This window comes from Listeria kieliensis (assembly GCF_003369925.1).
Lineage (GTDB): Bacteria > Bacillota > Bacilli > Lactobacillales > Listeriaceae > Listeria > Listeria kieliensis_A.
The window spans coordinates 808,985-832,943 of record NZ_LARY01000002.1; the positions used below are offsets into that span (position 1 = coordinate 808,985).

A 23,959-nucleotide genomic window follows, 5' to 3' on the forward strand; every position below is an offset into this window, starting at 1 on the left:
CATTTGAAAACCGCCTCACTGCCCGTAATAAGCGTTAGCGCCGTGCTTGCGGTAATAGTGCTTATCGAGCAAATAGTCTGGAATCGTTTCCTTCCCGCCGAGCAGCTCCGTCAAAAGCGCCATATGCGCAACCTCATCCAAAATAATACTATTTTCAACCGCTTGTTTAAGATCTTCTCCCCAAGAAAACGGGCCATGTCCGCGAACCACAACGCCAGGAACGGCGGCCGCATCCACTTGATTCCCTCGGAAAGTCTCCACGATAACGTTCCCCGTTTCGCCTTCATAGTCACGCGTAATTTCCGCTTCCGTCAGCTGCCGCGTGCACGGCACCTCGCCATAAAAAGCATCCGCATGCGTCGTCCCATAAGCCGGAACTGGCCTTCCCGCCTGAGCAAAACTTGCCGCCCATTTCGAATGCGTGTGCACCACCGCGCCAACCCCTTCAAAGTTCTGATACAAAATCACATGCGTGGCTAAATCAGATGACGGCTTGAGCTGCCCAGAAAACGGCTTCCCTTCAAGATCTGTCACCACCATTTGACTAGGCGCCATCTCCGCATAAGGAACCCCACTCGGCTTAATCACAATCACACCTTCATCGCGGTCGATCGTGCTAACATTTCCCCAAGTCAATTTAACAAGCCCTGCTTCAGGAAGCGCCATATTAGCCTCATAGACCGCTTGTTTCAGTTCAGCGATTCGCTTTTCATCCATGTTGCCGTTGCCTCCTTCCACTTTCCTTCAATGAAACGCTTTGCCGCCACCAATTCCTCATAATAATCAGGACTTGATTCACTCCACATTTCAATCAAGAACGGCCCCGCATAATGCAGCATCTGTAGCGACTTAAACGCCCCAGCAAAATCCACACAGCCCGTACCAAACGGAACCTCCTTAAATTTCCCGGGAAATAATCCATCCACTTGAAGCGTATCTTTCAAATGAATCGCTACGGTTTCGGCCATTCCTTCCGCCAGTTCAAAGCCAACATCATTTTCCGGCCAAGCCGATAAATTCCCAATATCTGGATAGACTTTGAGCCACGGAGAAGATCCCAATTCAGCTTTTATCCGCAAATATTTGGTAATCGAATTGATGAACGGATCATCCATGATTTCAATCGCGAGCACCACTTGTTTCTCGGCAGCCCAGTCGAGCGCCAAACGCAAATTTTCAATGAAATACGCACGCGTTAAGACACTTTTTTCCTCATAGTACACATCGTATCCCGCCAGTTGAATCACACGCACGCCGAGATCCGCCGCGAGATCAATAGCTTTTTTCATCATGACAAGTCCCGCTTCACGAGTTTCCTGCTTGTTTGAACCTAGCGGAAAACGTCTGTGTCCGCTTAAACAAATTGAAGAGACTCGAATGCCTGATTCAACACTAAATCGCCGAAATTCTTCACGTTCCTTCCGCGACCAATCTAACCGCGCAAGCCGCTCATCGGATTCATCAATCGAAAGCTCCATAAATTCGAATCCGAGTTCTTTCGCTAAAGCAAATTTATCTTGCCATGAAAAATACTTCGGCAAGGCCTTTTCATAAATCCCCAAAATTGGCTGTTTCATTTTGCGTCACCAAAAATCCGCCGCATTTCCTCTTTCATTTCACGAGCAGCCGCTTTCGGATCCGCGCTTTCCGTGATCGAACGCCCAGCAATGAATGTAAATACATCTACACCAGCAAATAATTGCAGCGTTTCCTTCTCAAGACCACCTGTAACAGAAACCCGGAAGCCCATTTCGACTAGCTTTTTAACGCGCGTCAAATCTTTCTCGCCCCAAGTTTCCCCAGCCAAAAGCGCATCCCGACTTTGATGGTACACAGCCTGCGAAATCCCAGCTTCAAGCCACTTTTCCGCATCTTCGTAAGTCCAATTCCCATAAAGTTCCACTTGCAGTTCGGATACTTGCTCGGCCGCTTTTTTCATCGTGGGGATCGTCGCCGAACAAATCACGGTCATCCAATCCGCCCCCGCATCACTGGCGTTGCCTGCAACCGTTCCACCTGCATCGGCACATTTTGTATCCGCAACAACAATCTTATCTGGATAAAGTGCCCGCAAGCATTTCACCGCTTGCATCCCTTCCGCCAAACACAGAATTGTTCCGGCTTCAATGATATCAACTTCCTCGCCCACTTTTCTTACCGTTTTGAGCGCTTCACTTAAACTCGATTGATCGAGTGCCACTTGTAAATTTGGAATTGCCATCTTCTTCACTCCTTACTTAAATACTTGGAAATATCCGCCCCATCAATTAGGTGTAAGACATCCTCCGCGTTTCTTGCCGCTTGTAATTTTTCAATAATCCCCTCTATTTCGAACAACGCTACGATCTGCGGGATTGCAATGCCTGTATGAATATCGCTTGAAGTCGCGGCGAGCGCCAAAAGAACTTCCACGCGTTTCCCGTCCGAGAATGACACGGGTTTTTCGAGGGTAATCAAGCTAAAAGCATCATGGCAAACGCCATCTTCAGGTCGCGCATGCGGCATCGCCATTCCTTCCATTAAAACGTAATAAGGGCCAAATTTTTCTGTTGAACGAATGATCGCCTCGCCGTATCTCGGTTCAACGGCACCGCTTTCGACAAGCGGCGCCACAGCCTTCAAAACGGCTTCCTGCCAAGTCGCGGCTGTTTCGTTAAGTCGGATCGAATGGTTATCGACAAGCGATTGTTTTAAGGAAACCGAACTCATCTGAACCCCTCCTATGCAAGACTTTCTGCTAATTTCGATTTAATTTCCGCGTCGTCCATCAAGTTTTCAAGCCCAAGCAATTTTCCGTTTGTGCGACCATCCAGTTCATGAATCAAATGTTTGGATGCGACAACGATGTCATAACTTGCCGCTTGTGATTTTGCTTCGCCAACACTGCAATAATCAACCGTAAAATCTGCCACATTCATTTCTCGAAGTGCCTTTTCAATTTTCATTTTAATGACCATGCTCGATCCCATTCCATTCCCGCATGCCGCTAATACTTTTAACATCTTGAATTCCTCCTCTAATTTTATTCAAGTCCTTGTTCGTAAGCTTCTTTGCTTTTTGCACGTTTGTATTGCAAAATCGGTACCAGTAAAAACAAAATGACCAGAATCGCATAACCGATGACACCTAGTTTATCCATGATTACCGCTGCCCAAGGCCAGTAAAGTTCAAAGTCGATATTGCCGTGCCAGCCACCGAACTTATAAAGCCCAACGAACATGACGGCAAAGGCGCTAATCGCTACTTGGAGAACGCCCGAAACAAATGAACAAATCAGCGCCGCACGAGTTCCGCCACGCTTATTGGCGTAAATGGCAATCGTCGCATTATCGAAAAACACGGGCACGAAACCAGTAATAATGAGCACCGGTGATTTGAAAACAATCAAACCAAGAATCGTGATAAATTGTCCGATAGCACCAGCGATAAAACCAAATAAAATCGCATTTGGCGGGGCAAAATTGTAAGTCGCCGCGCAATCCACCGCCGGAAGCGCTCCTGGTAAGATTCGATTAGAAATCCCTTGGAAACTGTTTGTGAGTTCCGCAACGAACATCCGAACCCCTTGCATCAGGATCGCAAGGTAAACAGCGAACATCAGCGATTGCTGCAAAATGTACATCGGGAACGAAGTGGTTGCCGTGAATTCAGGATTGATACTGCGCATATAATCTTCGCCAAGAATGACCATGATCGTACCGAAGAACAGCAACATTAGCGTCCCGGTTGCCACAATATTGTCGTGAAAAATCGAGAGCCATTTCGGCAATTTGATATTATCGAGATTTTTATCTTTGTCGCCGAGTTTTCCCGCTACCTTATCGGTTAACCAGACAGCGATCATTTGTTGGTGTCCAATGGCAAACCCTGCATTTCCCGTTAAGCGCTGGGTAGGGCCAACCGTCAAATTGGATGTTACGCCCCAGTAAAGCCCTGTTAGGATGCCCACCATGATGGCTCCCGTCACATTGCGGAATTCTGGGAAAATAAAGAACACAATCCATGTAACTGTAGCCGCTTGTTGAACCATGATATGCCCTGTGATAAATAGCGTCCTTACCTTGGTAAATTTGCGGAATAGCACAAGCAAAATGTTAAGGATAAATCCGACAAGTAGCGCAATCATCGTCCATGAAGTGGTTAGACCGATGGATTTCATCGCCGCATTGACTGCGTTCAAGCCAAAATATGGATCGATAACTGCGGCATCCAAGTGAAACCTGTCATTTAGTCCTGCAAGGATGGGCCTAAAAGTGGATACAAGCCCGGCCGCCCCAACATTTAAAATCATGTAGCCAACGGTTGCTTTTACAAATCCAGCAAAGCATTCATAGATGGGCTTTTTAAGTAGTAAGTAGCCGATAAAAACGATAATTCCGATGAAAAACTCGGGTTTCTGCAAAATATTATTAGCAAACCATTCAAAACAGCTTAATAAAATATTCATTCTAGTCTCTGCTCCTTTTTACTTGCTGATTTTATAAAAACGAAGGAAAAGGAAGATCTGGATTCGTGGTAAACACATCGTGAAAGCCGCGATCAAAATTGAATTCCAACCGGTCTTGGTCATTTGGATAGGTAAATTTGCCGCCAACTTGCCAGATAAAAGGCTTAAATTGATATTGCAAGCGGTCTTTTTTCATTTTCCAAAGCGTCAAAATTTCCTTTGGATCCGCTGCAAAATTGGACCAGATATCATAGTGAACGGGGATAACCACTTTCGCATTAAGGGATTCCGCCATGCGCAACATGTCAATTGAGGTCACTTTATCTGTAATGCCACGCGGATTCTCTCCGAATGCCCCCAGGCAAACGTCGATTTTGTGTTCATTTCCGTGGCGAGCAAACTGGTTGGCGTAATGCGAATCCCCGGCGTGGTAAAGCGATCCTCCAGATGTTTCAAACAAATAGTTAACCGCAATTCGATCCATATCCTGCGGCAGCTTGCCTGCCAATGTTTCGCCTTCCGAAGCCGTGACAAGCGCCGTCCGGTCAAAGGCTTCAAGCGCCGTAATCTTTACAGATTTCACCTGCACCACATCCCCAGGTTTCACAACAACGCATCTTTCTTTCGGAACTCCCCAGCCAATCCAAGTTTCCACGACTTCTTTCGGCCCGATGAAGGGAACACTTTCCGAACTATTTTGAAGAACCGCGGCTGCTGTATTAATATCCAAGTGGTCCGAATGGATGTGGGTCACAACAAGCGCATCAACTCCTTGCATAGCAAATGGATCAATCACAAACGGCTGCGTCCGCAAATTCGGCTGTAAATTCTGAACGCCACTCATCCGCTGCATTTGATGTCCTTTTTTCATCTTGCCGTTCCCATGCGTGCGCTTCCCCGTTCCACACCATAAATCACACAAAATGTTCGTATCTTCATGCGTCTTTAGCCAAATCCCTGTGCAGCCCAGCCACCACATGGCAAAGCTATCCTTTTCAACTTGTGTCGCTTCAATTTCTTCGTTTAACCAAGTTCCCCATTCTGGGAAGGTTGATAAAATCCAATTTTCACGTGTTACATCGTTAATCTGACTCATTTTCTTCTCTCCTCTTCCTAAAAAGTAAGCGCTTTATATTTTTGTAATAAGAAAGCCAGCCAACAAAAAACAGACCAACCTTTCCACACTAAAACTGTGCGGAGGTGGTCTGTTTTATATTTATCCAATTGTGTTACTTCCAATTCGGTTTGCTCATGTTCATCATAGATCGCGAGTTTTTTCCTCTCAAGCAAATTCTACAGGCAAGTCTGTTTCAGCTTTCAAGTGAATTTCTTTTTGCGCTGAATTCGTGACAACAACTGGAGTCGTGACGTCATAGCCTTTTTCTTGCAGTTTCGCTAGATTAAATGTGAGAAGCATATCTCCCGTTTTCACCCGGTCGCCTTCTTTTACTGTGGTTTCAAAATATTCACCGTTTAATTGCACGGTATCTAGCCCAACATGAATCAATAGCTCTGTTCCATTGTCTGATTTTAAGCCGATCGCATGTTTCGTTTTAAAAACCATAGAAACCACGCCGTCAAATGGTGCTCGCACTTCCCCTTTTGTTGGAACGATCGCAAACCCTTTTCCTAACGTTTCTTGCGAGAAAACGGGGTCTTTCACTTCTGCAAGTTGAATCACTTCGCCGACAAGCGGCGGCTCGATATTTTCTTCACGATTTTGTGGGCTCGTTTTGTTTTCTGTTGCTTCTGGTTTTTGTTCATCTTCACCAAGTCCAAGAATAAGTGTCGCTACGGTTCCAACTACAAAACAAATGAGCAATCCAATCACGTAATAGACAAATGTTTTCCCTACAAATGCTGGTAGAGTAGTAAGTCCGCCGAATACAAACGCATAAGCATTTACGCTCATTCCGCCAATAAATGCACCGCCGATCGCGCCGCCAAGCACAGCTGCGATAAGTGGTTTTTTATAACGAACTGCAATTCCATAAATCGCTGGTTCCGTGATTCCTGCAAAGAAAATCGAAAGTAATGCCGAAACGGAGAAGGATTTCATTTTTTTGTCTTTCGTTTTGATGAGTGTTCCAAGTGCAGCACCAGCCATACCAAAGTTTGCTGCAGCGCTTAGTGGAACGATTTTGTCATAGCCTAGCACGCTGATATTTTGAATCATAATTGGGTTAACCGCCCATTGTAAGCCGAAAATAACCATGATATTCCAAACGCCGCCAATGAAAGCTCCGGCGATCCAACCATTTGTACTCATGAGTGCATTAATAAATTTCGCTAGGGCTTCGCCGACATACACGCCGAATGGTCCAAAAATGGCTGCTGTTAGGGGAACCATGATGAGTAGCGTGATCAGTGAAACAAATAATAATTGCATACTCGTTGGGATTATTTTCTTAAGCCCTTTTTCCAATTTCGATTGGCACCAAATGGCAAGAATGGCTGGGATAACTGTCGAAGTGTAGTTCATAAGCACAATCGGGATGCCGATAAAATGTGTGATCGCACCATTTCCCTTGCTTCCCATAAGCGCCGTAAAATCAGGCATGATGAGCGCACCCATCACTGCAACGGCAACAAATGGATTAGCACCAAATTTCTTAGCGGCCGTAAATGCTAGTAGAATCGGCAGGAAGTAGAAAACGGCTGTCGAAGCTGCTGTTAAGATGACGTAAGTACTACTTTCCTCGCTAAGCCATCCCACTTGCGTTAAAAGAAGAACAATTCCTCTTAAAACCCCTGATCCGGCAAGAAGTGGCAAAAGTGGCGTGAAAATTCCAGCTACGGTATCTAAAAAAAGCGTAATGATATTCTTCTTACCTTTCGTTCCTTCTTCTTTGATACCGCTTTCAAAACGAGTTGCATGAATCAAGTCTTGATAAACCTGATCCACAGCCGGCCCAATAATGACTTGATACTGACCGCCTTTTTCCATTGTTCCCAAAACGCCATCAAGTTGTTTGATGCCTGCTTCGTTTACTTTTTTCTTATCTTGAAAAGACATCCGAAGCCGTGTTGCGCAGTGCGTGATGGCAGAAATATTGGCTTCGCCGCCAACAAGCTGTAAAATCTTTTTCCCCAAATCCTTTTCCATCTTTGATACACTCCTTTTTTAGTTAGTCTTATTTATAGTTCTAATTTCAAGAAGATTCTGGAATTTAGTTGCATAAAATTTGTTAAACTATTCGTTTTCGATGCTTCGAATCATTTCAACTCGTTTGGCATGTCGTCCGCCTTCAAATTCTGCATCTAGCCACGCCGAAACGATCATTTTCGCTAAGTCTTCTCCAACTACGCGGGAACCAAATGCTAAAATATTGGTGTTATTGTGTTCTTTGGATAATTTAGCCGAATAAGGTTCGCTGCAAACTACGGCGCGGATGCCCGCTACTTTGTTAGCTGAAATGGAAATGCCCACTCCTGTTCCACAAATTAAAATCCCCGCAGGATAAGCTCCGCTTGCAACTTCTTTGGCTACTTTTTCACCATAAATGGGATAGTCTGTCCGGCTTGCTTCAAAGGGACCAAAATCAGTAACTTCGTGCCCCAGTTCTTCCAGATACGCTTTGATGGTTTGCTTTAATTCGAAACCAACATGGTCACTTCCTATTGCGATTTTCAATTGACTAGCACCTCCTTAGGATTGTCTAAGTTTACTTAAAATAGCTTGATAACTTTGTTCTTTTCCAAATAAAGCAGATGTCCCAAGAACAAAACCCGAAACGCCCATTCTAGCTAACTTGGTTACTTTTTCTGCCGAAATCGCGCCATCGACAACAATTTGAAATGCAAACTTATCTTGATAAGGCGCCAATTGTTCAATTTTGTCTTCCACAAACTCCAAATATGGCTGGCCTGAAAAGCCTGGATTCACAGTCATTATAAGCAAGTAATCTACGAGTGGCAGCAGCCCTTCAATGCTTGCTATTGATGTTCCTGGATTCACGGCAAGTCCTGCTTTTTTCCCGAGCGAGCGAATCAAGGCAAGGGTTCCAGACGGATTTTGATCCGCTTCTGGATGGATGTAGAGAATGTCTGCGCCAAGTTCCGCAAACTTCGCTACGTAATTTCCAGGATTTTGAATCATCAAATGGACATCCACAAGTTTAGCCGTGCTTGCTCGGATGGCACTAAAATCTTGAAGTCCCATCCCGAAGTTAGGGACAAATGAGCCATCCATGATGTCAATGTGGAAAATATCTGCGCCCGCTTCATCTAGTTTTTTTGTTTCATCAGCCAAATGCTCGAACCCAGCGCACATCATTGACGGGCAAAGTTGTTTTTCAATCATACTTTTTTCACTCCTTGGGTAATCGTTTACTCAAAAGACAAATAACAAAGGGCGAAACAATTGAGTAATCGTTTACCCTTCATGACCAAAGTCTATCACCTTTCAAATTTTTTGTCAACAGAATCTGGATTGAATTTATTTTTAATCTGTGTCATGATGATAGAGCAAGCTCTTAACGAGGTGAATGAGATGACAAAGGTTTCTATCAAACAAATAGCCGAATTAAGCGGGGTATCGGTCGCTACCGTTTCTCGCGTAATTAATAATAACGGTCGTTTTTCTGAAGCGACGCGAAAAAAAGTTTTGCAAGCGATTGAGGAGACGGGCTACCAGACGAATTATGTGGCGAAAAGTCTCCGCATGCAAAAATCGAACACAATTGGCATTCTCGTGCCTGATATTACGAATTATTTCTTTGCGCGAACTGTGCAGCATATTGAGGAGACGCTATTTGAGCATGGTTACTCCACGATTATCTGCAACACGGATCGCAGTCTTGAAAAGGAAAAAGCGTATCTTGAAATGCTAAAAGCGAAAATGATCGACGGGCTGATTGTAATTTCTGGCATTAAGGAGTTTGATCTAGTCGATTACAGCTCGATGAATATTCCCGTTGTCTGCATTGACCGAAAGCCAACAGGGAAAGCAAGTTCTGTTTTTATTGCCTCCAACCACTATGAGGGAGCTTATTTAGCGACAAAACATCTGCTTGAAAAAGGCGTAAAATCTCCTGTGATTTTGATGCAAAACCGGGAATCCTCGTCGTCTAGTGAGCGATTAAAGGGCTTTAAAGCCGGACTTAAAGAAGCAGGCATGCCGTTTCGAACGGACACAAATTTACTTGTTGTGGATTCACGAAAAAATGTCCTACGCGTAGAGGAAAAAACACGGCAATTATTTTTAAAAGCTTTTTCGAAGCTAGAAACGTGTGATGGGATTTTCTCTATTAATGACGACTTGGCCATCTTAGCACTTGATTGCTTGAAGGAACTAGGCATTGCTGTTCCTGACCAAGTGAAGCTAATCGGCTTTGATGATACGCTTTTATCGCGGCATACTTCGCCAAAACTTTCTTCTGTTGCCCAAGACACGCTGAAACTGGCCGAAACGACTTGTGAAAACCTTTTAAGCCTTATTCAAAATCCAAGTCTCGCTGTTTCGAAGCAACAACTTGTCCCTGTTCATTTGGTTGAGCGAGAAACGACTTAAACCCTAGCAGACTTCCCGTTTGCTAGGGTTTTGATTTATTAGGATACAAGTTTAAGGCCGATAGCCGCACTTAGAACCATTGCAATAAATACGAGGCGCTTCCAATCTTTCGATTCATGATAAATCAGCATGCCAAGAATAGCTCCTCCAGAAGCGCCTATTCCCGTCCAAATGGCATAAGCTGTTCCCATCGGGATTGTTTTCATCGCGTAAGCGAGGAAAATAAAGCTAAGGCCAAATCCAAGAACCAGTAACAAAAAAGCTCGCAGATTTTGATCTTTGTGTAATTTATTAATCATCAGCACTCCGAACATTTCAAAAATCCCTGCCATAATCAACGCTAGCCAAGCCATTATGCTTCACCTTCCTTTACGGTTTGATCTTTTGTCACGAGTTTAAGTCCGATCACACCAGCCAAAAGTAGTAAGATAAGTAGTACTTTAGCCAGTTTAAATGGTTCGCTAAAAAAGAGAATTTCTGAAAACACGGTTCCTGCTGTTCCAAGTCCGACAAAAATGGCATAAACTGTTCCAACTGGTAATTTACGCCCTGCCATAATCATGAGGGAAAAGCTAATGATGATTGCTATAATGGTTTCGATCCACTCCACTGTATCTGTTGCGTGTTTGAGCCCGATTACCCAAAAAACTTCGAAAAATGCTGCGATAAAAACTTTGATCCAATTTGTATTCACCTTAAAAACCTCCAATTTTTGAATATAAAAAAGCCTGGGAGACAACTGATAAATTAATCAGTTTCTCCCAGGCTTTTATCCTTCCGTGACATCGTCAAAAACGATGAGTTTTCTCTCGGACCAGCCCAGCAAAAATGCTGCGGAACCCTAGAAAACCTTTAATTATTTTATTATTAGGTAATATTATACACAATTATAAAGAAAAAGCAATGTTAGTCTATTCGGTTGTTCTTGATGGCTTCACGCCAACAAAAATTACAACTATAAGATATAGGATTAAAACAACTGCGAGTACAATCGAGTCTTCAAACTTCGGCATATACGTTACTACTTCTATCAAGAAATCTGTTAAAATGAAAAACACCATAAAACTCTTACTAAATCCCGCATCTCTAGCTCTTCTAAAAAACTGAGTAAGAAGCGGAAAAGTAACGTATAAAGTAAACATCACTAGCACAATCCATAAAGCAGTATACCAAAACTCACTTCGCGTAGCTTTTCCTCTAAAATTAAAATAGTTTTTCCAAAAAGTCACAAAAGCTTGTCCAAAACTCATTTCTTCATTTTCCTTCCGTCCAATTCTAGTTGTATTTACCTTTTTTTATTTTCCCATATTTTCTGTCTTGCCGCCTAGTTCGGTTGCGAAACCGAAATTTATCTACGAGCCATTCGAAAAATGCTTGGATAGCTTCCCCAATGATTTCCACAAATAGCCATAAAAAGAACCGACCAATCCACTCAAATAGAATCATGTCTTGCTCTCCTATTCCTGCTGTAAATTTTTATATTTCTCATAGGGCAACAACTGATTCCCACTATTCATTCCAAAATAAAAGCCACTAAAAAGCGGCTTTTATTTTTAGTTAAACCAGCCTTTCACGCCATCTACCACATAGTTCCCAATTCCTTGGAAGAAGCCGCCTACTGCTTTCGCAGAACGCGAAAAGATACCTGCTTTTTCCACATCTTCGCCCGCTAATACGGGAATGCTTTCTGATTGTTTGCCATCTACATAACCAAGGTTGTCTCCGCCTTTAAGCGAAAGTGACATTGTTCCAAGCTTATCTCCCTTTTTCACAGGAGCTGTTACGGTTTTATTTTTCAAAGAAACTTTTGTATCTACTTTTGGCTTACCTGCCGCATTTGGCACAACAAGTGACACGTCTTTCCCTGCTGTGAGTGAAACTGTACTTTCTTTCCCATCTTCTACTTTTGCCGAAGCTGGTTTCTTAATTTTGCTGCCTTTTTTCTGCACTTCTTCTAACTTAAAGTTATCAAACGCGTAATCGAGCATTTTATTGGTTTCGTCAAAACGCGCACTGTTGTGCTGACCGCTGCCTTTTCCGCCGTTAGCATGGAGAACAACGGTAATTACGCGCATGCCATTTTGAGTTGCTGTTGCAGTCAAACACATTCCGGCATAATCAGTCGTTCCAGTTTTCAGTCCGTCCACACCTTTGCGACCATAAATAAGTCCCGGTAACAACCAGTTCCAGTTACTCATCGCAATTCGGTCCGATGTTCCAGGTCGGAAATCTTTTTTCGTCGTGCTCGCTGTTTTGAGAACTTCTGGATAGTCTTGAATTAAGTGTTGCGCAAGTTTCGCCATGCCTTTTGCAGTCATTTTGTTTTCATCATTTTTATCGCCAACTTGCTGCATGCCTTTCAAATCTGAGTTGTTCAAGCCTGTCGAATTGACAAAATGATGCTCGCCAAGTTTGAGCTGATCGGCTTTTTTGTTCATCATTTTCACAAAATCGCCTTCCGAACCAGCCATTTTTTCAGCAAGAGCAATCGCTGCTCCATTCGCCGAATAAATCGCCATCGCTTCATAAAGCTCTTTCACGGTGTATTCTTCTCCTTCACGTAAAGGCACGTTTGAGAGGGAAGTATCTTGCGAAACTTTGTGAGCGTACTCGGAAATTTTCACCTTGTCATCCCAGCTGATTTTTTTCGCATCCATTTGCTCGAAAAGAATATATTCATCCATCATTTTCGTCATCGAAGCAATGCCCATCATCTTGTCTGCATCTTTTGAATAAAGAATTTTCCCGGTGCTTTCTTCGATTGCAATCGCTCCGTTTGCATTAATTGTTGGTGCATCTGCCGCGGCCGCTGAATTTGGTGCAAAAACAAGTCCAGAAATTGCCAAAGTTCCTGCCATAACGACAGCGCCGATTTTATTCCATAATTTTTTCAAAATACCTTCTCCTTTATTCAAAGCTGCTTCTTTGCAACAGCCAGTTATTCAATTCAAGTTTTTCTATTTTATTTACACATGGATTTATTTTAACATGAATAAAAGGCAACGTATAGGAGATGTTCTGCATAAATCGAACTCGTTTATCATTCAAACGTTCTAGGTCAAAATGTTTAGTAACTTTTTGGATTTGCTTCTTCTTTTTTCCTGAACTTAGAAGCGAATGCAGATTAGCCATAAAAGCAGGAAATGCTTCTTGTTTATAAATCCTACAACTATTTGGATCATCAACAAGAAATAAGTCTTCATACCTATAGAATATTTCTATTTGTTTTAGATATTTTTATATAAAACTTTCCAAATCCATCAACATTTAGGAGTGGAACCACACTTTGGAAATTAGTGTCCCACTTTTCTTAGTTTACATAAAAGAGCATACTGCTCAGCGCAGTATGCTCTCTAAATCTGAGTATCAAATAGTCTATCAAAGTTTAATCAATCTATTTTTAGCATGAATTTTATTTAAAAACTTTAGCTGAGACAGCCTTCTCAAATTTTGTGCGTTCTAATTCAGCATCACTACGACTAGCACGACGTTCTACACTTTCAAAAAATGAATCATTATAAGATACTTCATAACTTGTAGCTGTGGATTTATCAGTGTCTAATTTCACTTTTGAAATTGTATTTGTACTTGCTGGTTGAACGTAAATAGTTAATTCGTTTTGGTCATACCCAGACCAGTAGATATTTCGATCACTTTCTCCTGTTTCATCAATTTTTTCCCAACCAGGAGCAATAGCCACGGATCTTGAAACCCGGTAGAGTGATGTAATTGCCTCTGCATCTGTTGGTTGATCAGCAAATTCACTTAAGTACGCACCTTTAACAAAGCGGCTTGGAGAAGTATAATCTCCCGGAAGACCTAATAAGCCTGAACCTGAACCAATTTGTTTAACTACTTCATTTTTTATTAAATTGGGTTCGTTACGATCATAACCGGACAAATGCATATAATTTCTCAAATTACTGATATGGAAAGGGTATGCCGGGCTGTTCGTTAATATTCCAATTGCATCTCGGTAAACCTTAAAATGTCCATTTTCAGTAGGCTCAAGAACAATATGTTCATGATTACTATCAGTAAAGCAATAGTGCAGTGGAAAATGAGCACCTTCTATATAATCTTCATCAACCAAAACAATATCCTTCATCGCTTCCTCAATTTCAGCTACAGTGCTGTATTGACTTAATATCCAAGTAACCAGTTCCTCGCCGTACATCGGCTTTTTACCTTCTGCTAAAATTTCATCTCTTGATGACCAGCTTGACTCAACCAGTACCAGTAATCCACCAACTAAGCCTTTTTCATTGATTCCATCGGCTAAGGCGTCTGAAAAAGATACTCCTACCCCCATGAAACTATATTTACTTTCAAATACTCCATCTTTCCCTTGTACCGGATAATTCTTTGGAAACATCTTAATTTCAACCGTTTCCTCAAACGTCTCATCTAACGTTCTTGACCAATACATGTTTCCTTCTTTAGATTTTAAAGTAATACTCGTGCACATCTCCATCTTCCTCTCTCATATCTTAATGATAAATTGTGAAATTTATCACGTTAAATATATCACATATGTTAATTTTTTCACATCAATAACTATCGTATATCTTCAAATGGATAGAATTTAGCACACCCCCTATTTAAGCATAAATAAGGGGTGTGCTTTTCCTTTTAAAATGGCTTCATATTCCTAATCCTCTCCCAAGGTTACAACTTATTTCTTGATAAGGGACAACCGCCTGTTATAGCAGATATCTCATCCTGTTCAACATCTCGTCATTGGCTCCATTTTGTTGGCTCTTCTTTTTTCAATAGAATGTACTTTTCTTCCTTTTCCGTTTCATTCACGTGTTTTGCATGCTTGCTTCCCCACAAGCACAATTCATACAGCGCATCTGACAACGAAGCTCCATATTCAGAAAGTGAGTATTCGACTCGAGGTGGCATCTGGTGATAGGAACGACGATGAATTAAGCCATCTGCTTCTAATTCTCGCAACTGTTGAGTCAGTACTTTTTGCGTAATAGTGGGCAACAAGCGTTTCAACTCATTGTTTCTCTTGGTTCCTTCTTGTAAATGGCAGAGAATAACAACTTTCCATTTTCCTCCAATAACACTGATAGCTACTTCAGATCCGATATTATAAGTTATGCTCATGTTGCTTCCTCCTTCAAAATGGTTACCTATAAGTGATTATCGCACAAAAAAGTGCCTTATTTACAGTTTGGTGCCCAGGGATTATGATTTTGTAAGAATAGGAGGACAAAAAATGACAACCAAAATATATTCATCCAAAATCATTCTTTTTGCACTTGCGTTAACAGCATTCGGTATTGGTTTTACAGAATTTGTTAGTGCAGGCATTTTGCCCATGTTGACGAGTGATTTAGATATTTCACTAGGAACAGCTAGCCTCACAATTTCTGTTTATGCAGGTAGTGTTACGATTGGAGCTCCCTTACTTACAGCAGTTACATCTTTTATTGAGAAAAAAAAGAAACTATTATTAATGATTATTACTTTTTTTGTAATTGGTCACATCATTTCTGCTCTGGCACCTAGTTTCCTTTTTTTACTGATAGGTCGAGTAATTTCCGCTTTTGCTCATGGAGGCTTTATGGCTTTAGCCCCTATTGTTGCAGCAAATTTAGTTGACAGCGATAAAAGAGCTTCAGCTATTTCAATTGTTCTTAGCGGCCTCACAATTGCTACCATTTTAGGAACTCCTTTAGGAACATTTGTTGCGCAAGTAACAAGTTGGAGATTTTCTTTTGCCTTAATTGGCCTGATTGGTTTAATTGGCTTAATTTTAAATGCCGTAGTTATTCCAGGAAACTTATCAATTTCTGGAAAGTCTTCTCTTAAAAGTATCTTTACCGTACTTTTTCACCGCAAAATGTTTTTACTTTATTTAGCAACAATTATCGGATACGGGAGTACATTCGTGGTTTACTCATATATCTCTCCCATATTAGCCATAGACCTACATTATTCCGAGAGTAGCATTGTAATCATTTTGCTATTATATGGTGCAATGGTCGCCATAGGAAATGGCATAGGTGGGAGAATATCAAATATCAGACCATTAAAAATGTTACCGAGAATGTATTTTTTACTTGCCTTATCACTGCTCGCTTTATACTTTAGCTATCTAAATCCCATATTCGCCTTAGTTACGCTATTGTGTATTGGTTTATTTGCTTTTATGAACGTCCCAGCTTCCCAGTTTTTAGTTGTTTTGGAAGCAGAAAAGCATCTCCCTAATGGCGTAACAATGGCATCAGCTTTGTGTATTGCTGCATTTAACGTCGGTATTTCCCTAGGTACCTTTGTGGGCGGGGGTGCCCTTGAATATTTCGGGATGCGTTTTACAGGACTTTTTGGCTTTGTAATTGCCATCATTGCAGTTGTTCTTACGTTAATTATAGGTAAAAGTAAAAGCAAGAATAATTCTTCTTACTAAAAAAGCAGCGTAGTAACACCCCTATCTCTCCTACTAAAAATAACGATTAAAAAAGTGAATTTAGTCTGAGGTAATCTCATTATGTCAGACTAAATGACTTTTGGAACCTCCTTTACCACTTCAACCGGAGCCCATGGTAATGATCTACTAGTATATTTAAAATGATAAATTGCAATTTGACTTAAGATCATAAAATATTTTTCATCAATAAAAATCCTTTTCCCTCCTGTGCGTCGGTATTCAAGCTTGATACTTTTTCAGCAAGCTCTTTAACAGATTTTGTTAATTGTGGACGTCCATATGTCTTTCCATTTTTGATATAAGAACCATTTTTATGGGCCATCATTTCTTGTTCGATAAATATTGCTAGCCAGTCCATTTAGAACGATGTCCGGTACGTTAACCCTGTTTCCTACTTTATTTTTATTAGCTGTGATTCGTTACATTTTCTGACACTGTTGGAATACAATAAAACAATTGAGATCTGTACAATTCGATTTAACACAAGTCAATACTATAAAATTAACCTCTCACAATGTGACTGGGACAAAATGAAAAAATGAGGCTAACGAGCCAAAAGCAAAAGAACAGAAATCGTTCAGTGAAGCCATTTACAAAAATGACTTGCTTGACGATTCTGTTCTTTTTTGTTTTATGCCCCAAACTCATTATTTATATAGTTTATTAAACACCTTTGGGTATCTATTCTCCGTACCATTCTTTTTCCGAAAATCCATACTCATTTCGGTAGTCTTCAGAGTATTTTTTGATTAGTCGTGCTTTCACATATTGAGATGGTGAAAAAATTAAAGTTGGTAATAAAGTGAAGCCAAACAACAATATCAATAAGCCAATTCCCCAGACAGCATAGACTAAAAAGCTGGGATCATCAACACTTGTACTCATATTCATAAGCCACCATTTGTTACCTCGATAGAATAAGAGGGCAAGCACCACAATAGCTAAAAAAACACCCAATAATCGAGTAATTGTTTTTGAAAATACACTTTTCCCATTCTTAGATGTCTTTTCAAAAGTCGCTTTTAAATATGCTCTTATTCGAGCTCTTACAAGTAAAAAGGAGAGAATATAACCCAAAAGAATATAAAATAAGGGAATAAGATGATAGCTATCAACTTTCACACGTAAAAAAACAATTAAAAAAAGATCGCTGCAGTCTGCCACACTAAAAATAGAATCAGGTTATAATTCAACACTTTGAAAATAGGTTTTAACGTTATATATCTGATTAACAAAACACATAAAAGAATAAAAGCTATACCTGCATATACCGCATAATAATTGGTTGCGGGTAAACTCAACAGCAAGGCGAACACGGCACTTCCCACTATTTTTCCTACTAGGGAAGATGTACTCTCCTTTGCTGCTTGAAGTTGTAATAATTCCTGCTCGCTTGTTTTATCCTTTGCTTCTTCATAACTCACATTATTCATAATCATTACCACCTTGAAAGGCTGTTGTTAAATTCACCCATATTAAAGCAAAAAAATTAAAATCTTTCTTTATTTGAGTTTTTACAGTTATATTAATTCGTGTTGTGCATCATTTTTCTCCGTACCATTCTGTTTCTGTAAACTTGTACTTTTCTCGAAACTTTTCAGTATAATTTTTTAATAAAGTTCCTCTAACAAAGATTTCACTGTTAAAAGAAATTGTAGGCAATAATGTTACACAAATCGCTAATAAGACTACCCCTGTGTCTCCAATTATCGAATACGCCATTGATAAAGGGCTATCCACATGTGTGAAAATAAAATAAGATTTACTTATTCGATAGCCTTGCATACCAATAATGATAATTATAAAAAGAACAATTGGAAATCGACTCAACAAACGTTTCCAGTTTTTTATTTGATATTTTGTACCATAATTTTTATTAAGTTCCTCATATATCTGGGTATCAATAATTACTTTTACTAATCTATATACCATTAAATAATATAATAAAAGAATAGCTACTGCTAAGACAGGATTATACTTGTTAAGTGATCCAAGTATTGTAATACTACTATATCCTGTCATACTGATTTCTAATAAAAGAAAAGCTAGTAGTCTGAAATTAAATTGATTTAAATAAGGAAATCCAGTTTTTCTATACATTCTAAAATACACATATACATTTAATAAAATCACCATTATGAAAATAAAAAAGATCGTTATAAACAAATACCTTCCACTTTTAGGAACTTGATTTATATCATAACTTGTCATTGCCAGAAAAAATATAATAGGCACAATAAAAGAACCTATGAAAAAAAGTATTTTTTTGAAAAAATAACTCATGAGCGTGTTTTCTTTACCACCAACGCCCGCTTGAATTGACTCTTTTTTTATATTATTCTCTGCTACTTCAAAAGTTACTTGGTTTATAGCTTGTCTTACGGTCTTCATTTTACACCTCAATTAATACCTCCATCCCCTTACATTTTATATATTGGAAAATCATTATAAATTTACTTATGTCGTTATAGGTTTTCTCTTTGGCTCCAGTTTGGAGAACAATCCTGTGATTTTCCACTTATTTATCTTTTACTAAATCAAACTCCTTTCGAAATTCGTCTTCATATTCTTTTAATAATATCCCTTCAGTGATTACTTTTGCATTAAAAAATAACGTTGGAAGTAATGAAAAAACAATGAAAAAAATCACTAACACTAGTCCGATAACTACAACTAACAATCCTCCTAGCCATTCATTTTGAATAGTTATTTCGCCAGGTGAACTATTACTTCCAATAAATAAAAATTTGCTAACTCTGTATAACTGAGTACCCAAGATAATGGCTACTAGCAATCCAATTGACAGCTTAAAGATCCCTTTATTCCATATTTTAGATACGGATGATTCTTTTAAATCCATGCCATTTTTCCTTAAATAATTGAGCATCATAGCTTTACAACGAAGGTAGCTAAGTATGACAATAAAAATCAAATAGCAGAATGCGAACAAAATATATAAATCTCCGAAAGGTTTTCCATCATTTATTCTTACTCCCAATACGATACTTACGGTAATAGTCTGTAACATCAAGTATTTAACTAGTTGCCAACTAAATTCTTCCCATGCTTTATTTTTAAATTTTATATGGAAAAATAAAAAATAACTTATTGCTATTATTAGAATCAGAACACTTGTAATAATTATAGAGTTCTTCAAAGTCAATAGGGACATAAATCCACAAAACAAGGCAAGTATAAATAGTTGTAGGCTTCGTGAAAATGTATTTTCCTTAGAATGAAGATACATTTTTTCCATATCAATTAATTGATTAGCTTCTTCAAACGAGACTTGCTTTATTATCTTTTTCATTTAAAAACTCCACTTCTATTAATGGGTTTATTAAGGTTTAAATTATTGCCTTTATTTTTGAAATTTGGATTAAAGTTAGGACTTCCGCTCTGAGGTTGTACGCCTGTCTTGTACTCTTTATCAGTTGCTATAGAATCATGCTTTCCGTATTGTTTATACACTTTTTCAAGCCACTTTTGCTTGTTCTTCTCTTTCTCTGCAGCACTGCCACTTAAGCCGAGATAAAAATTATAAGAATCTATTTGAATTTTCCCTAAGGGCGTGGCAATATTAATCTCAGGTGTTTTTATATCAACACCTTTAACTACCGTATTTAAAGTACCCGCAACTGCGCCAACAGGTCCTCCATATTGAACTCCTTCTAATGGCCCTGCATTCCATAGGAAAAGGCTCAATCCGCCATATGTTGCTTTACTCGCATCTCCATAAGCAGGACTTTTGGGATTAATATATTCGTCATAGGCATACGCAACTACACTAAGTCCATCTCCAAAATATCCAAGCCCTTTACCTGCCATTTTATGTTTTTCCATGAAGTCAGTAACTGGCTTTAGTTTTTTAAACATATCTAGTCCCACTTTAGAGCCGGCTATGAGCTTAGCTCCTTGACTTGTCTTGGACAAAATTTTAGTCGCATAGCCAATAGGTGCTAAAACACTCCATCCTTTTTCACTTAGCTTTATTAATCCATTATAAGCTGTCGCCTTTATTGCAAAAGGTGCTTTACTTAGATAGGAAGCAAACTTAGGACTATTCAAAACCTTCATCGCCACATCCTTAGGCAATTTATTCCAACTTTCTTGTGCAATAAAGATTCCTAAAACGGCATCTTGCATTTTTTTCGGACAAGCATCTAGTCCAACTAAAATATAGCCTAACAGACGATCATTTTTTTTAACTTTCTCAATGGCAGCTAATGGATTCTTCTCAAACAGATCATTTAGTGCTTTAATAAGTGCATTCTTTTCCTTTTCTTCCATCGCTTTTTGCTGGTCTTTACTTTTCAATTCAGTAAACCAACTTTTATCTGCTCCTGCAGGCAATTTATATGTACCATCACTATTTACAGTAGTTGCATTTAGAACCATCACCCCCTGCATGGCAAGCTTTAATTCGTCTAGGCTACTCTTGAAAAGATTTTTGGTTTGGCCATCAAATTCATGTAATTTATCAATTTTTCTTTGTAACTCATCAATATCATGCTGCAAGTCATCCGACATCCGGTTTAACTCTCTTTTGCGATTCTGAGCCACATCAAATATGGAATCCGCGATCCCTGTCTTCATTAACACGTGTAAAATAGATGCTGTCGTATCTACAGATAGCTTCATGTTTTTCTTTGTCTCAATTTGTTTCTTTAAATTGTCTTCATCTAAAAACCCTTCACTTGAAACGATTGGATCAGCTGCCTGATATTTTTGTAGTTCTTGTGCGATGGCGTCGCAAGCAGATGTTACCTTTCCGATCGTTGGCAGAATAAGATCAATGAATAATCCTTTACCTGCTGTATAAGCCGCACCTGACAATGTATGCCCGTCCACAGCTTGAATAATTTTTTGACTCCCCGCCTTTAATTGAGTGACAGCTTCTTTTGCTTTCGCCAAATTTTTAGAAAGTGCCTGCATTAATTTCTGTGAATCACCACTTGAATAAATCAATCCCAAGGAATCTCACCCCTTTTTCTGTATAGCTCTTCGCGTTCATCGTCCATTTGATGGATCTCTTTTTGAAACGCGTAGTTGAATTCTTCCTGTGCAGCTCGTATTTGTTGTCGAAACCTTCTTTCTTGATCGTCATTCTGTTGATCTATGCGAAAGAATTCATTTTGCTTCTCTTTCGCATTTTCTTGATTTAATTCTTTTAATTGCCGAAAGCCACTATGAAGTTCTTCATCCAGACGATAAAGCGATTTTTCTACTTCTTTTCGACCTTCGCCCATCCGATCCATCTCATTTTCTTTTTGAATAATCAGTTGGTTGTATGTTGTCCGTTCTTGATCATTTGCTTTCTCTTTCAACCTTCCTCATCCCTTAAAATTTAATTTGACTATCTTGGAGTGCCATCATCTCTGCGATTTTGGGGAATTTTTCACTTTGCATCTGCACACATTCCACTAAATCAACTAGATCTGGTAATAATTGATTATTTACCTTTTTTCCCGTTTTCATGCTGGAAAGGTTACTTTTCCCTAAAGAAACCTGTTCCCCTTTATCCACAGAAACACTTTTCACATCGGATACTGCCGTCTGAGCCGAACTGGTATTGGAAGCAATTTTTCCCATATTACTAATTTCCTTCTTCTTTATTTGTATACAACACATTTTATCACAGCTGTGCAAAATCTCACAATTTGTTTACTATACCAAAAAAACGTCCCTTATAGAATCACCAAGAGACGTTTGACTGATTAAAACCCGAAGTTTTGAGAAAGTTGTTGATCTTGTTCTTCCACAGCAGTCGCCGTTTTTTGAAGTTGTTGTTCAATTTGATCCATCAAATTTGCAAACTCGGTTACTTTTGGTTTTAATTGATTGAATTGATCATCGAAGCGAGCAAAAGCTTGCCCTTCCCATTCACTCCGAAGTTGTTCTTGTAATTGAGACAAACGTTGTAGCATTTGTTCAATATCTCGTGCGCTTGTGCCGTATGTTTTGGCACGATCCCGCAATTCCGCTGGGGTCATTCTAATTTGTCCAGACATGAAATTCATCTCCTCCTGATGTATTGTTTTCTTTCAATTTTTAATATAGCACAAGCTTGCATAATTGTCTGTGTCGAATTTGTGAATTTTTCTTTGTTAAATACAAGCAGTTGAAAGTTAGTCTTTCCATTTAAATGATCGTTCAAGTTCTTTACTTTGTTTCAATAATCAATCTTCCTCTTGTTCTAGCGTTTTCTGTTCCATTTCACAATTCTGTAATTGTTGCTCGGTCTCTTGAACAAATATATGAATTTTTTATCATTCATGAGTCAATTCCTTCATTTCATTTAAGCTCTCACTTTAACAGATGAAAAATTAATCAATACAGCATATGTAGTTAGCATTAAAACGGCATTGGTTACTTCGCAAATTATACTTCTCCCATCTCCAGCGTACTTCTTAAATCATATAGAATTAATTGTATTGTATTTCATTTCATAGGAAAGCATCAAATCATTGTACCTTTGTAAGAACAACGAAGCTTGACTATTTAACCCATTTTCCTTATCTACCTCATGCTTTAAAGAATTAAATGCTTCTTTAATTTTTGAAACTGGAATTATATCATCAGACTGTGATAATTTTTGTAGTTCTTGTTCAATTATATTAACATTTTCCCCACTTTCTTTTCCAGCAACACTCGCATAAATTTCTGCCGAAAACAGCGCTAACTGCTTTACATCATTTTTCAAAATAATTTTTTTATATTCTTGTATTAAATCGGAAACTTTATCATTTGAAATCTTGTATTTGCTAATTATATTTTTATAAGTCATCAAATCTGTAAGGTCTCCTGTTGATTTAACACTTTCGATCTTTATTGAGTTTTGTAAGTTCAAAATCAAATAATCAACAACCCTACTATCTAATTCTGAAATTAAAGTTTTTGCTTCAGAAATCGATCTCTTTACTCTACACCTTCTTTACTAATTTTTAAAATATCAATTTCTTTAAATGACCAAATTACAATTACAAGTATAGTAACAACAATCCCTGCAACAACTATTTCCCAATTGTATTTCCTTAACACCAAAAACAAAAACATTGAAATTGTTAAGAGTGTTAACATAGCTTTTCCAATCACCGATTTATGCATAGCACTTCTCCTTTTATCTATATAAATTTAAGAAATATAAGCTAATTTTTAAAAGCCTATTATTAAAAATCGGAGACTATAATGACTCCTATAATTAAAAGAAGTAAAACCCCTTCTATTTCTCAAGATAACAATAAATGGTTGTTCGAGACACATGCTAGTGCTCTGCAGTACTTTTAATTGACCTGTAGAGCTTGAATAATATTTTCCTTTAAGCTATGGAAGCTTACTCCATTTCATTTAGCCGATTTACAATTTGAATCAAACCTTCCATATTTCTTCCTAGAAGGTCTAGACGCCCAACCACAAGCATATCACCAGATCGACAAATTTCAATGGCATCTTCTAATCTAGGGTCGTTTACTTTTTACACCTCACACATGATCATTAAAAATTTTCTCACAACCGTGCTTTTCTAAGCTGTCCATTTGGAGATCTAAATTTTGGA

Annotated in this window: 30 protein-coding genes, 1 pseudogene and 1 riboswitch; of the genes and pseudogenes, 2 read left to right on the forward strand and 29 right to left on the reverse strand. The window is 39.1% G+C overall.

Features of this window, described 5'->3' with window-relative positions; genetic code table 11:
- Positions 1 to 15: 15 nt before the first annotated feature.
- The 10 genes from araD to UR08_RS09790 all read right to left on the reverse strand — a co-directional run bounded on the left by araD (position 16) and on the right by UR08_RS09790 (position 8,750).
- A complete protein-coding gene (araD, locus tag UR08_RS09745) occupies positions 16 to 717 on the reverse strand; it encodes an L-ribulose-5-phosphate 4-epimerase AraD (RefSeq protein ID WP_115753450.1) in 702 nt (233 codons plus the stop codon).
- Complete coding sequence (locus UR08_RS09750; RefSeq protein ID WP_115753451.1) at positions 690 to 1,577, reverse strand: L-ribulose-5-phosphate 3-epimerase; 888 nt, start codon at positions 1,575 to 1,577, stop codon at positions 690 to 692. The genes araD and UR08_RS09750 overlap by 28 nt, the downstream gene beginning before the upstream one ends.
- Positions 1,574 to 2,221, reverse strand: a complete 648-nt coding sequence (locus UR08_RS09755; RefSeq protein ID WP_115753452.1) for a 3-keto-L-gulonate-6-phosphate decarboxylase UlaD — start codon at positions 2,219 to 2,221, stop codon at positions 1,574 to 1,576. The genes UR08_RS09750 and UR08_RS09755 overlap by 4 nt, the downstream gene beginning before the upstream one ends.
- A gap of 5 nt (positions 2,222 to 2,226) precedes the next feature.
- Entirely contained in the window at positions 2,227 to 2,709 is a 483-nt protein-coding gene (locus UR08_RS09760; protein ID WP_115753453.1) for a PTS sugar transporter subunit IIA, read from the reverse strand.
- Positions 2,710 to 2,720: 11 nt separating this feature from the next.
- On the reverse strand, positions 2,721 to 3,002 hold the full coding sequence (locus UR08_RS09765) for a PTS sugar transporter subunit IIB (RefSeq protein WP_115753454.1): 282 nt from the start codon (positions 3,000 to 3,002) through the stop codon (positions 2,721 to 2,723).
- A 20-nt stretch (positions 3,003 to 3,022) separates the two neighbouring features.
- Positions 3,023 to 4,447 carry a PTS ascorbate transporter subunit IIC gene (locus UR08_RS09770; RefSeq protein WP_115753455.1) on the reverse strand — a complete coding sequence of 475 codons (1,425 nt, stop codon included), beginning with the start codon at positions 4,445 to 4,447 and terminating at the stop codon, positions 3,023 to 3,025.
- A gap of 31 nt (positions 4,448 to 4,478) precedes the next feature.
- The gene (ulaG, locus tag UR08_RS09775; RefSeq protein WP_115753456.1) at positions 4,479 to 5,543 is read right to left on the reverse strand and encodes an L-ascorbate 6-phosphate lactonase; all 1,065 of its coding nucleotides are present in this window, start codon (positions 5,541 to 5,543) and stop codon (positions 4,479 to 4,481) included.
- Positions 5,544 to 5,729: 186 nt separating this feature from the next.
- Positions 5,730 to 7,553, reverse strand: a complete 1,824-nt coding sequence (locus tag UR08_RS09780; protein ID WP_115753457.1) for a beta-glucoside-specific PTS transporter subunit IIABC — start codon at positions 7,551 to 7,553, stop codon at positions 5,730 to 5,732.
- An 87-nt stretch (positions 7,554 to 7,640) separates the two neighbouring features.
- Positions 7,641 to 8,081, reverse strand: coding sequence for a ribose 5-phosphate isomerase B (gene rpiB, locus UR08_RS09785; protein WP_115753458.1), 441 nt, complete (start codon positions 8,079 to 8,081; stop codon positions 7,641 to 7,643).
- 15 nt (positions 8,082 to 8,096) lie between these two features.
- Positions 8,097 to 8,750 (reverse strand): ribulose-phosphate 3-epimerase, encoded by a 654-nt coding sequence (locus UR08_RS09790; protein ID WP_115753459.1) that lies wholly within the window; start codon positions 8,748 to 8,750, stop codon positions 8,097 to 8,099.
- Between the two features lie 189 nt (positions 8,751 to 8,939).
- On the opposite strand from UR08_RS09790, the gene UR08_RS09795 reads away from it, so the two are divergent.
- A complete protein-coding gene (locus UR08_RS09795) occupies positions 8,940 to 9,959 on the forward strand; it encodes a LacI family DNA-binding transcriptional regulator (protein WP_115753460.1) in 1,020 nt (339 codons plus the stop codon).
- Positions 9,960 to 9,997: 38 nt separating this feature from the next.
- Here the strand turns inward: UR08_RS09795 and UR08_RS09800 are convergent, their stop codons facing one another.
- The 7 genes from UR08_RS09800 to UR08_RS09830 all read right to left on the reverse strand — a co-directional run bounded on the left by UR08_RS09800 (position 9,998) and on the right by UR08_RS09830 (position 15,077).
- Complete coding sequence (locus UR08_RS09800) at positions 9,998 to 10,312, reverse strand: DMT family transporter (protein ID WP_115753461.1); 315 nt, start codon at positions 10,310 to 10,312, stop codon at positions 9,998 to 10,000.
- Positions 10,312 to 10,653 (reverse strand): DMT family transporter, encoded by a 342-nt coding sequence (locus UR08_RS09805; protein ID WP_115753462.1) that lies wholly within the window; start codon positions 10,651 to 10,653, stop codon positions 10,312 to 10,314. Before UR08_RS09805 ends, UR08_RS09800 begins: the two co-directional genes overlap by 1 nt.
- Positions 10,654 to 10,715: 62 nt before the next feature.
- Positions 10,716 to 10,815: riboswitch (guanidine-I (ykkC/yxkD leader) on the reverse strand.
- Between the two features lie 55 nt (positions 10,816 to 10,870).
- Entirely contained in the window at positions 10,871 to 11,209 is a 339-nt protein-coding gene (locus tag UR08_RS09810) for a DUF805 domain-containing protein (protein ID WP_115753463.1), read from the reverse strand.
- A 25-nt stretch (positions 11,210 to 11,234) separates the two neighbouring features.
- Complete coding sequence (locus tag UR08_RS13025) at positions 11,235 to 11,405, reverse strand: hypothetical protein (RefSeq protein WP_165849980.1); 171 nt, start codon at positions 11,403 to 11,405, stop codon at positions 11,235 to 11,237.
- A 107-nt stretch (positions 11,406 to 11,512) separates the two neighbouring features.
- Entirely contained in the window at positions 11,513 to 12,817 is a 1,305-nt protein-coding gene (gene pbpD1, locus UR08_RS09815) for a D-alanyl-D-alanine carboxypeptidase PBPD1 (protein ID WP_133296353.1), read from the reverse strand.
- 554 nt (positions 12,818 to 13,371) lie between these two features.
- Entirely contained in the window at positions 13,372 to 14,433 is a 1,062-nt protein-coding gene (locus UR08_RS09825) for a linear amide C-N hydrolase (RefSeq protein ID WP_115753465.1), read from the reverse strand.
- Between the two features lie 263 nt (positions 14,434 to 14,696).
- Positions 14,697 to 15,077 (reverse strand): winged helix-turn-helix transcriptional regulator, encoded by a 381-nt coding sequence (locus tag UR08_RS09830; protein WP_115753466.1) that lies wholly within the window; start codon positions 15,075 to 15,077, stop codon positions 14,697 to 14,699.
- Between the two features lie 112 nt (positions 15,078 to 15,189).
- On the opposite strand from UR08_RS09830, the gene UR08_RS09835 reads away from it, so the two are divergent.
- Positions 15,190 to 16,383: an MFS transporter gene (locus tag UR08_RS09835; protein WP_115753467.1), complete on the forward strand. Its 1,194-nt coding sequence runs from the start codon at positions 15,190 to 15,192 to the stop codon at positions 16,381 to 16,383.
- A gap of 187 nt (positions 16,384 to 16,570) precedes the next feature.
- Here the strand turns inward: UR08_RS09835 and UR08_RS09840 are convergent, their stop codons facing one another.
- From UR08_RS09840 to UR08_RS13140, 12 genes and pseudogenes are all read right to left on the reverse strand, one after another.
- A complete protein-coding gene (locus UR08_RS09840; RefSeq protein WP_115753468.1) occupies positions 16,571 to 16,762 on the reverse strand; it encodes a hypothetical protein in 192 nt (63 codons plus the stop codon).
- 323 nt (positions 16,763 to 17,085) lie between these two features.
- Positions 17,086 to 17,568 carry a hypothetical protein gene (locus UR08_RS13030; protein ID WP_165849981.1) on the reverse strand — a complete coding sequence of 161 codons (483 nt, stop codon included), beginning with the start codon at positions 17,566 to 17,568 and terminating at the stop codon, positions 17,086 to 17,088.
- Positions 17,541 to 17,837: a hypothetical protein gene (locus tag UR08_RS09850; protein WP_115753470.1), complete on the reverse strand. Its 297-nt coding sequence runs from the start codon at positions 17,835 to 17,837 to the stop codon at positions 17,541 to 17,543. The genes UR08_RS13030 and UR08_RS09850 overlap by 28 nt, the downstream gene beginning before the upstream one ends.
- Positions 17,838 to 17,946: 109 nt before the next feature.
- Positions 17,947 to 18,795, reverse strand: a complete 849-nt coding sequence (locus UR08_RS09855) for a hypothetical protein (RefSeq protein ID WP_133296345.1) — start codon at positions 18,793 to 18,795, stop codon at positions 17,947 to 17,949.
- A 127-nt stretch (positions 18,796 to 18,922) separates the two neighbouring features.
- On the reverse strand, positions 18,923 to 19,714 hold the full coding sequence (locus UR08_RS09860; protein ID WP_115753472.1) for a hypothetical protein: 792 nt from the start codon (positions 19,712 to 19,714) through the stop codon (positions 18,923 to 18,925).
- Positions 19,711 to 21,378 (reverse strand): T7SS effector LXG polymorphic toxin, encoded by a 1,668-nt coding sequence (locus UR08_RS09865; protein ID WP_240616066.1) that lies wholly within the window; start codon positions 21,376 to 21,378, stop codon positions 19,711 to 19,713. Before UR08_RS09865 ends, UR08_RS09860 begins: the two co-directional genes overlap by 4 nt.
- Positions 21,369 to 21,731, reverse strand: a complete 363-nt coding sequence (locus UR08_RS09870) for a hypothetical protein (RefSeq protein WP_115753473.1) — start codon at positions 21,729 to 21,731, stop codon at positions 21,369 to 21,371. Before UR08_RS09870 ends, UR08_RS09865 begins: the two co-directional genes overlap by 10 nt.
- A 13-nt stretch (positions 21,732 to 21,744) precedes the next feature.
- Positions 21,745 to 21,996 (reverse strand): hypothetical protein, encoded by a 252-nt coding sequence (locus UR08_RS09875; protein WP_115753474.1) that lies wholly within the window; start codon positions 21,994 to 21,996, stop codon positions 21,745 to 21,747.
- Between the two features lie 125 nt (positions 21,997 to 22,121).
- Complete coding sequence (locus tag UR08_RS09880) at positions 22,122 to 22,415, reverse strand: WXG100 family type VII secretion target (protein ID WP_036071444.1); 294 nt, start codon at positions 22,413 to 22,415, stop codon at positions 22,122 to 22,124.
- Between the two features lie 404 nt (positions 22,416 to 22,819).
- On the reverse strand, positions 22,820 to 23,194 hold the full coding sequence (locus UR08_RS09885) for a hypothetical protein (protein WP_115753475.1): 375 nt from the start codon (positions 23,192 to 23,194) through the stop codon (positions 22,820 to 22,822).
- Between the two features lie 128 nt (positions 23,195 to 23,322).
- Positions 23,323 to 23,511, reverse strand: coding sequence for a hypothetical protein (locus tag UR08_RS09890; protein WP_115753476.1), 189 nt, complete (start codon positions 23,509 to 23,511; stop codon positions 23,323 to 23,325).
- Between the two features lie 200 nt (positions 23,512 to 23,711).
- Positions 23,712 to 23,939, reverse strand: a pseudogene (locus tag UR08_RS13140) (recombinase family protein); the annotation flags it as partial.
- Positions 23,940 to 23,959 lie beyond the last annotated feature (20 nt).

Coding starts and splice junctions, on each gene's coding strand:
- araD (WP_115753450.1), bottom strand. CDS start 717: ATGGATGAAAAGCGAATCGCTGAACTGAAACAAGCGGTCTATGAGGCT.
- UR08_RS09750 (WP_115753451.1), bottom strand. CDS start 1,577: ATGAAACAGCCAATTTTGGGGATTTATGAAAAGGCCTTGCCGAAGTAT.
- UR08_RS09755 (WP_115753452.1), bottom strand. CDS start 2,221: ATGGCAATTCCAAATTTACAAGTGGCACTCGATCAATCGAGTTTAAGT.
- UR08_RS09760 (WP_115753453.1), bottom strand. CDS start 2,709: ATGAGTTCGGTTTCCTTAAAACAATCGCTTGTCGATAACCATTCGATC.
- UR08_RS09765 (WP_115753454.1), bottom strand. CDS start 3,002: ATGTTAAAAGTATTAGCGGCATGCGGGAATGGAATGGGATCGAGCATG.
- UR08_RS09770 (WP_115753455.1), bottom strand. CDS start 4,447: ATGAATATTTTATTAAGCTGTTTTGAATGGTTTGCTAATAATATTTTG.
- ulaG (WP_115753456.1), bottom strand. CDS start 5,543: ATGAGTCAGATTAACGATGTAACACGTGAAAATTGGATTTTATCAACC.
- UR08_RS09780 (WP_115753457.1), bottom strand. CDS start 7,553: ATGGAAAAGGATTTGGGGAAAAAGATTTTACAGCTTGTTGGCGGCGAA.
- UR08_RS09790 (WP_115753459.1), bottom strand. CDS start 8,750: ATGATTGAAAAACAACTTTGCCCGTCAATGATGTGCGCTGGGTTCGAG.
- UR08_RS09795 (WP_115753460.1), top strand. CDS start 8,940: ATGACAAAGGTTTCTATCAAACAAATAGCCGAATTAAGCGGGGTATCG.
- UR08_RS09800 (WP_115753461.1), bottom strand. CDS start 10,312: ATGGCTTGGCTAGCGTTGATTATGGCAGGGATTTTTGAAATGTTCGGA.
- UR08_RS09810 (WP_115753463.1), bottom strand. CDS start 11,209: ATGAGTTTTGGACAAGCTTTTGTGACTTTTTGGAAAAACTATTTTAAT.
- UR08_RS13025 (WP_165849980.1), bottom strand. CDS start 11,405: ATGATTCTATTTGAGTGGATTGGTCGGTTCTTTTTATGGCTATTTGTG.
- pbpD1 (WP_133296353.1), bottom strand. CDS start 12,817: ATGGCAGGAACTTTGGCAATTTCTGGACTTGTTTTTGCACCAAATTCA.
- UR08_RS09825 (WP_115753465.1), bottom strand. CDS start 14,433: ATGGAGATGTGCACGAGTATTACTTTAAAATCTAAAGAAGGAAACATG.
- UR08_RS09830 (WP_115753466.1), bottom strand. CDS start 15,077: ATGAGCATAACTTATAATATCGGATCTGAAGTAGCTATCAGTGTTATT.
- UR08_RS09835 (WP_115753467.1), top strand. CDS start 15,190: ATGACAACCAAAATATATTCATCCAAAATCATTCTTTTTGCACTTGCG.
- UR08_RS09840 (WP_115753468.1), bottom strand. CDS start 16,762: ATGGACTGGCTAGCAATATTTATCGAACAAGAAATGATGGCCCATAAA.
- UR08_RS09850 (WP_115753470.1), bottom strand. CDS start 17,837: ATGAATAATGTGAGTTATGAAGAAGCAAAGGATAAAACAAGCGAGCAG.
- UR08_RS09855 (WP_133296345.1), bottom strand. CDS start 18,795: ATGAAGACCGTAAGACAAGCTATAAACCAAGTAACTTTTGAAGTAGCA.
- UR08_RS09860 (WP_115753472.1), bottom strand. CDS start 19,714: ATGAAAAAGATAATAAAGCAAGTCTCGTTTGAAGAAGCTAATCAATTA.
- UR08_RS09875 (WP_115753474.1), bottom strand. CDS start 21,996: ATGGGAAAAATTGCTTCCAATACCAGTTCGGCTCAGACGGCAGTATCC.
- UR08_RS09880 (WP_036071444.1), bottom strand. CDS start 22,415: ATGTCTGGACAAATTAGAATGACCCCAGCGGAATTGCGGGATCGTGCC.
- UR08_RS09890 (WP_115753476.1), bottom strand. CDS start 23,511: ATGCATAAATCGGTGATTGGAAAAGCTATGTTAACACTCTTAACAATT.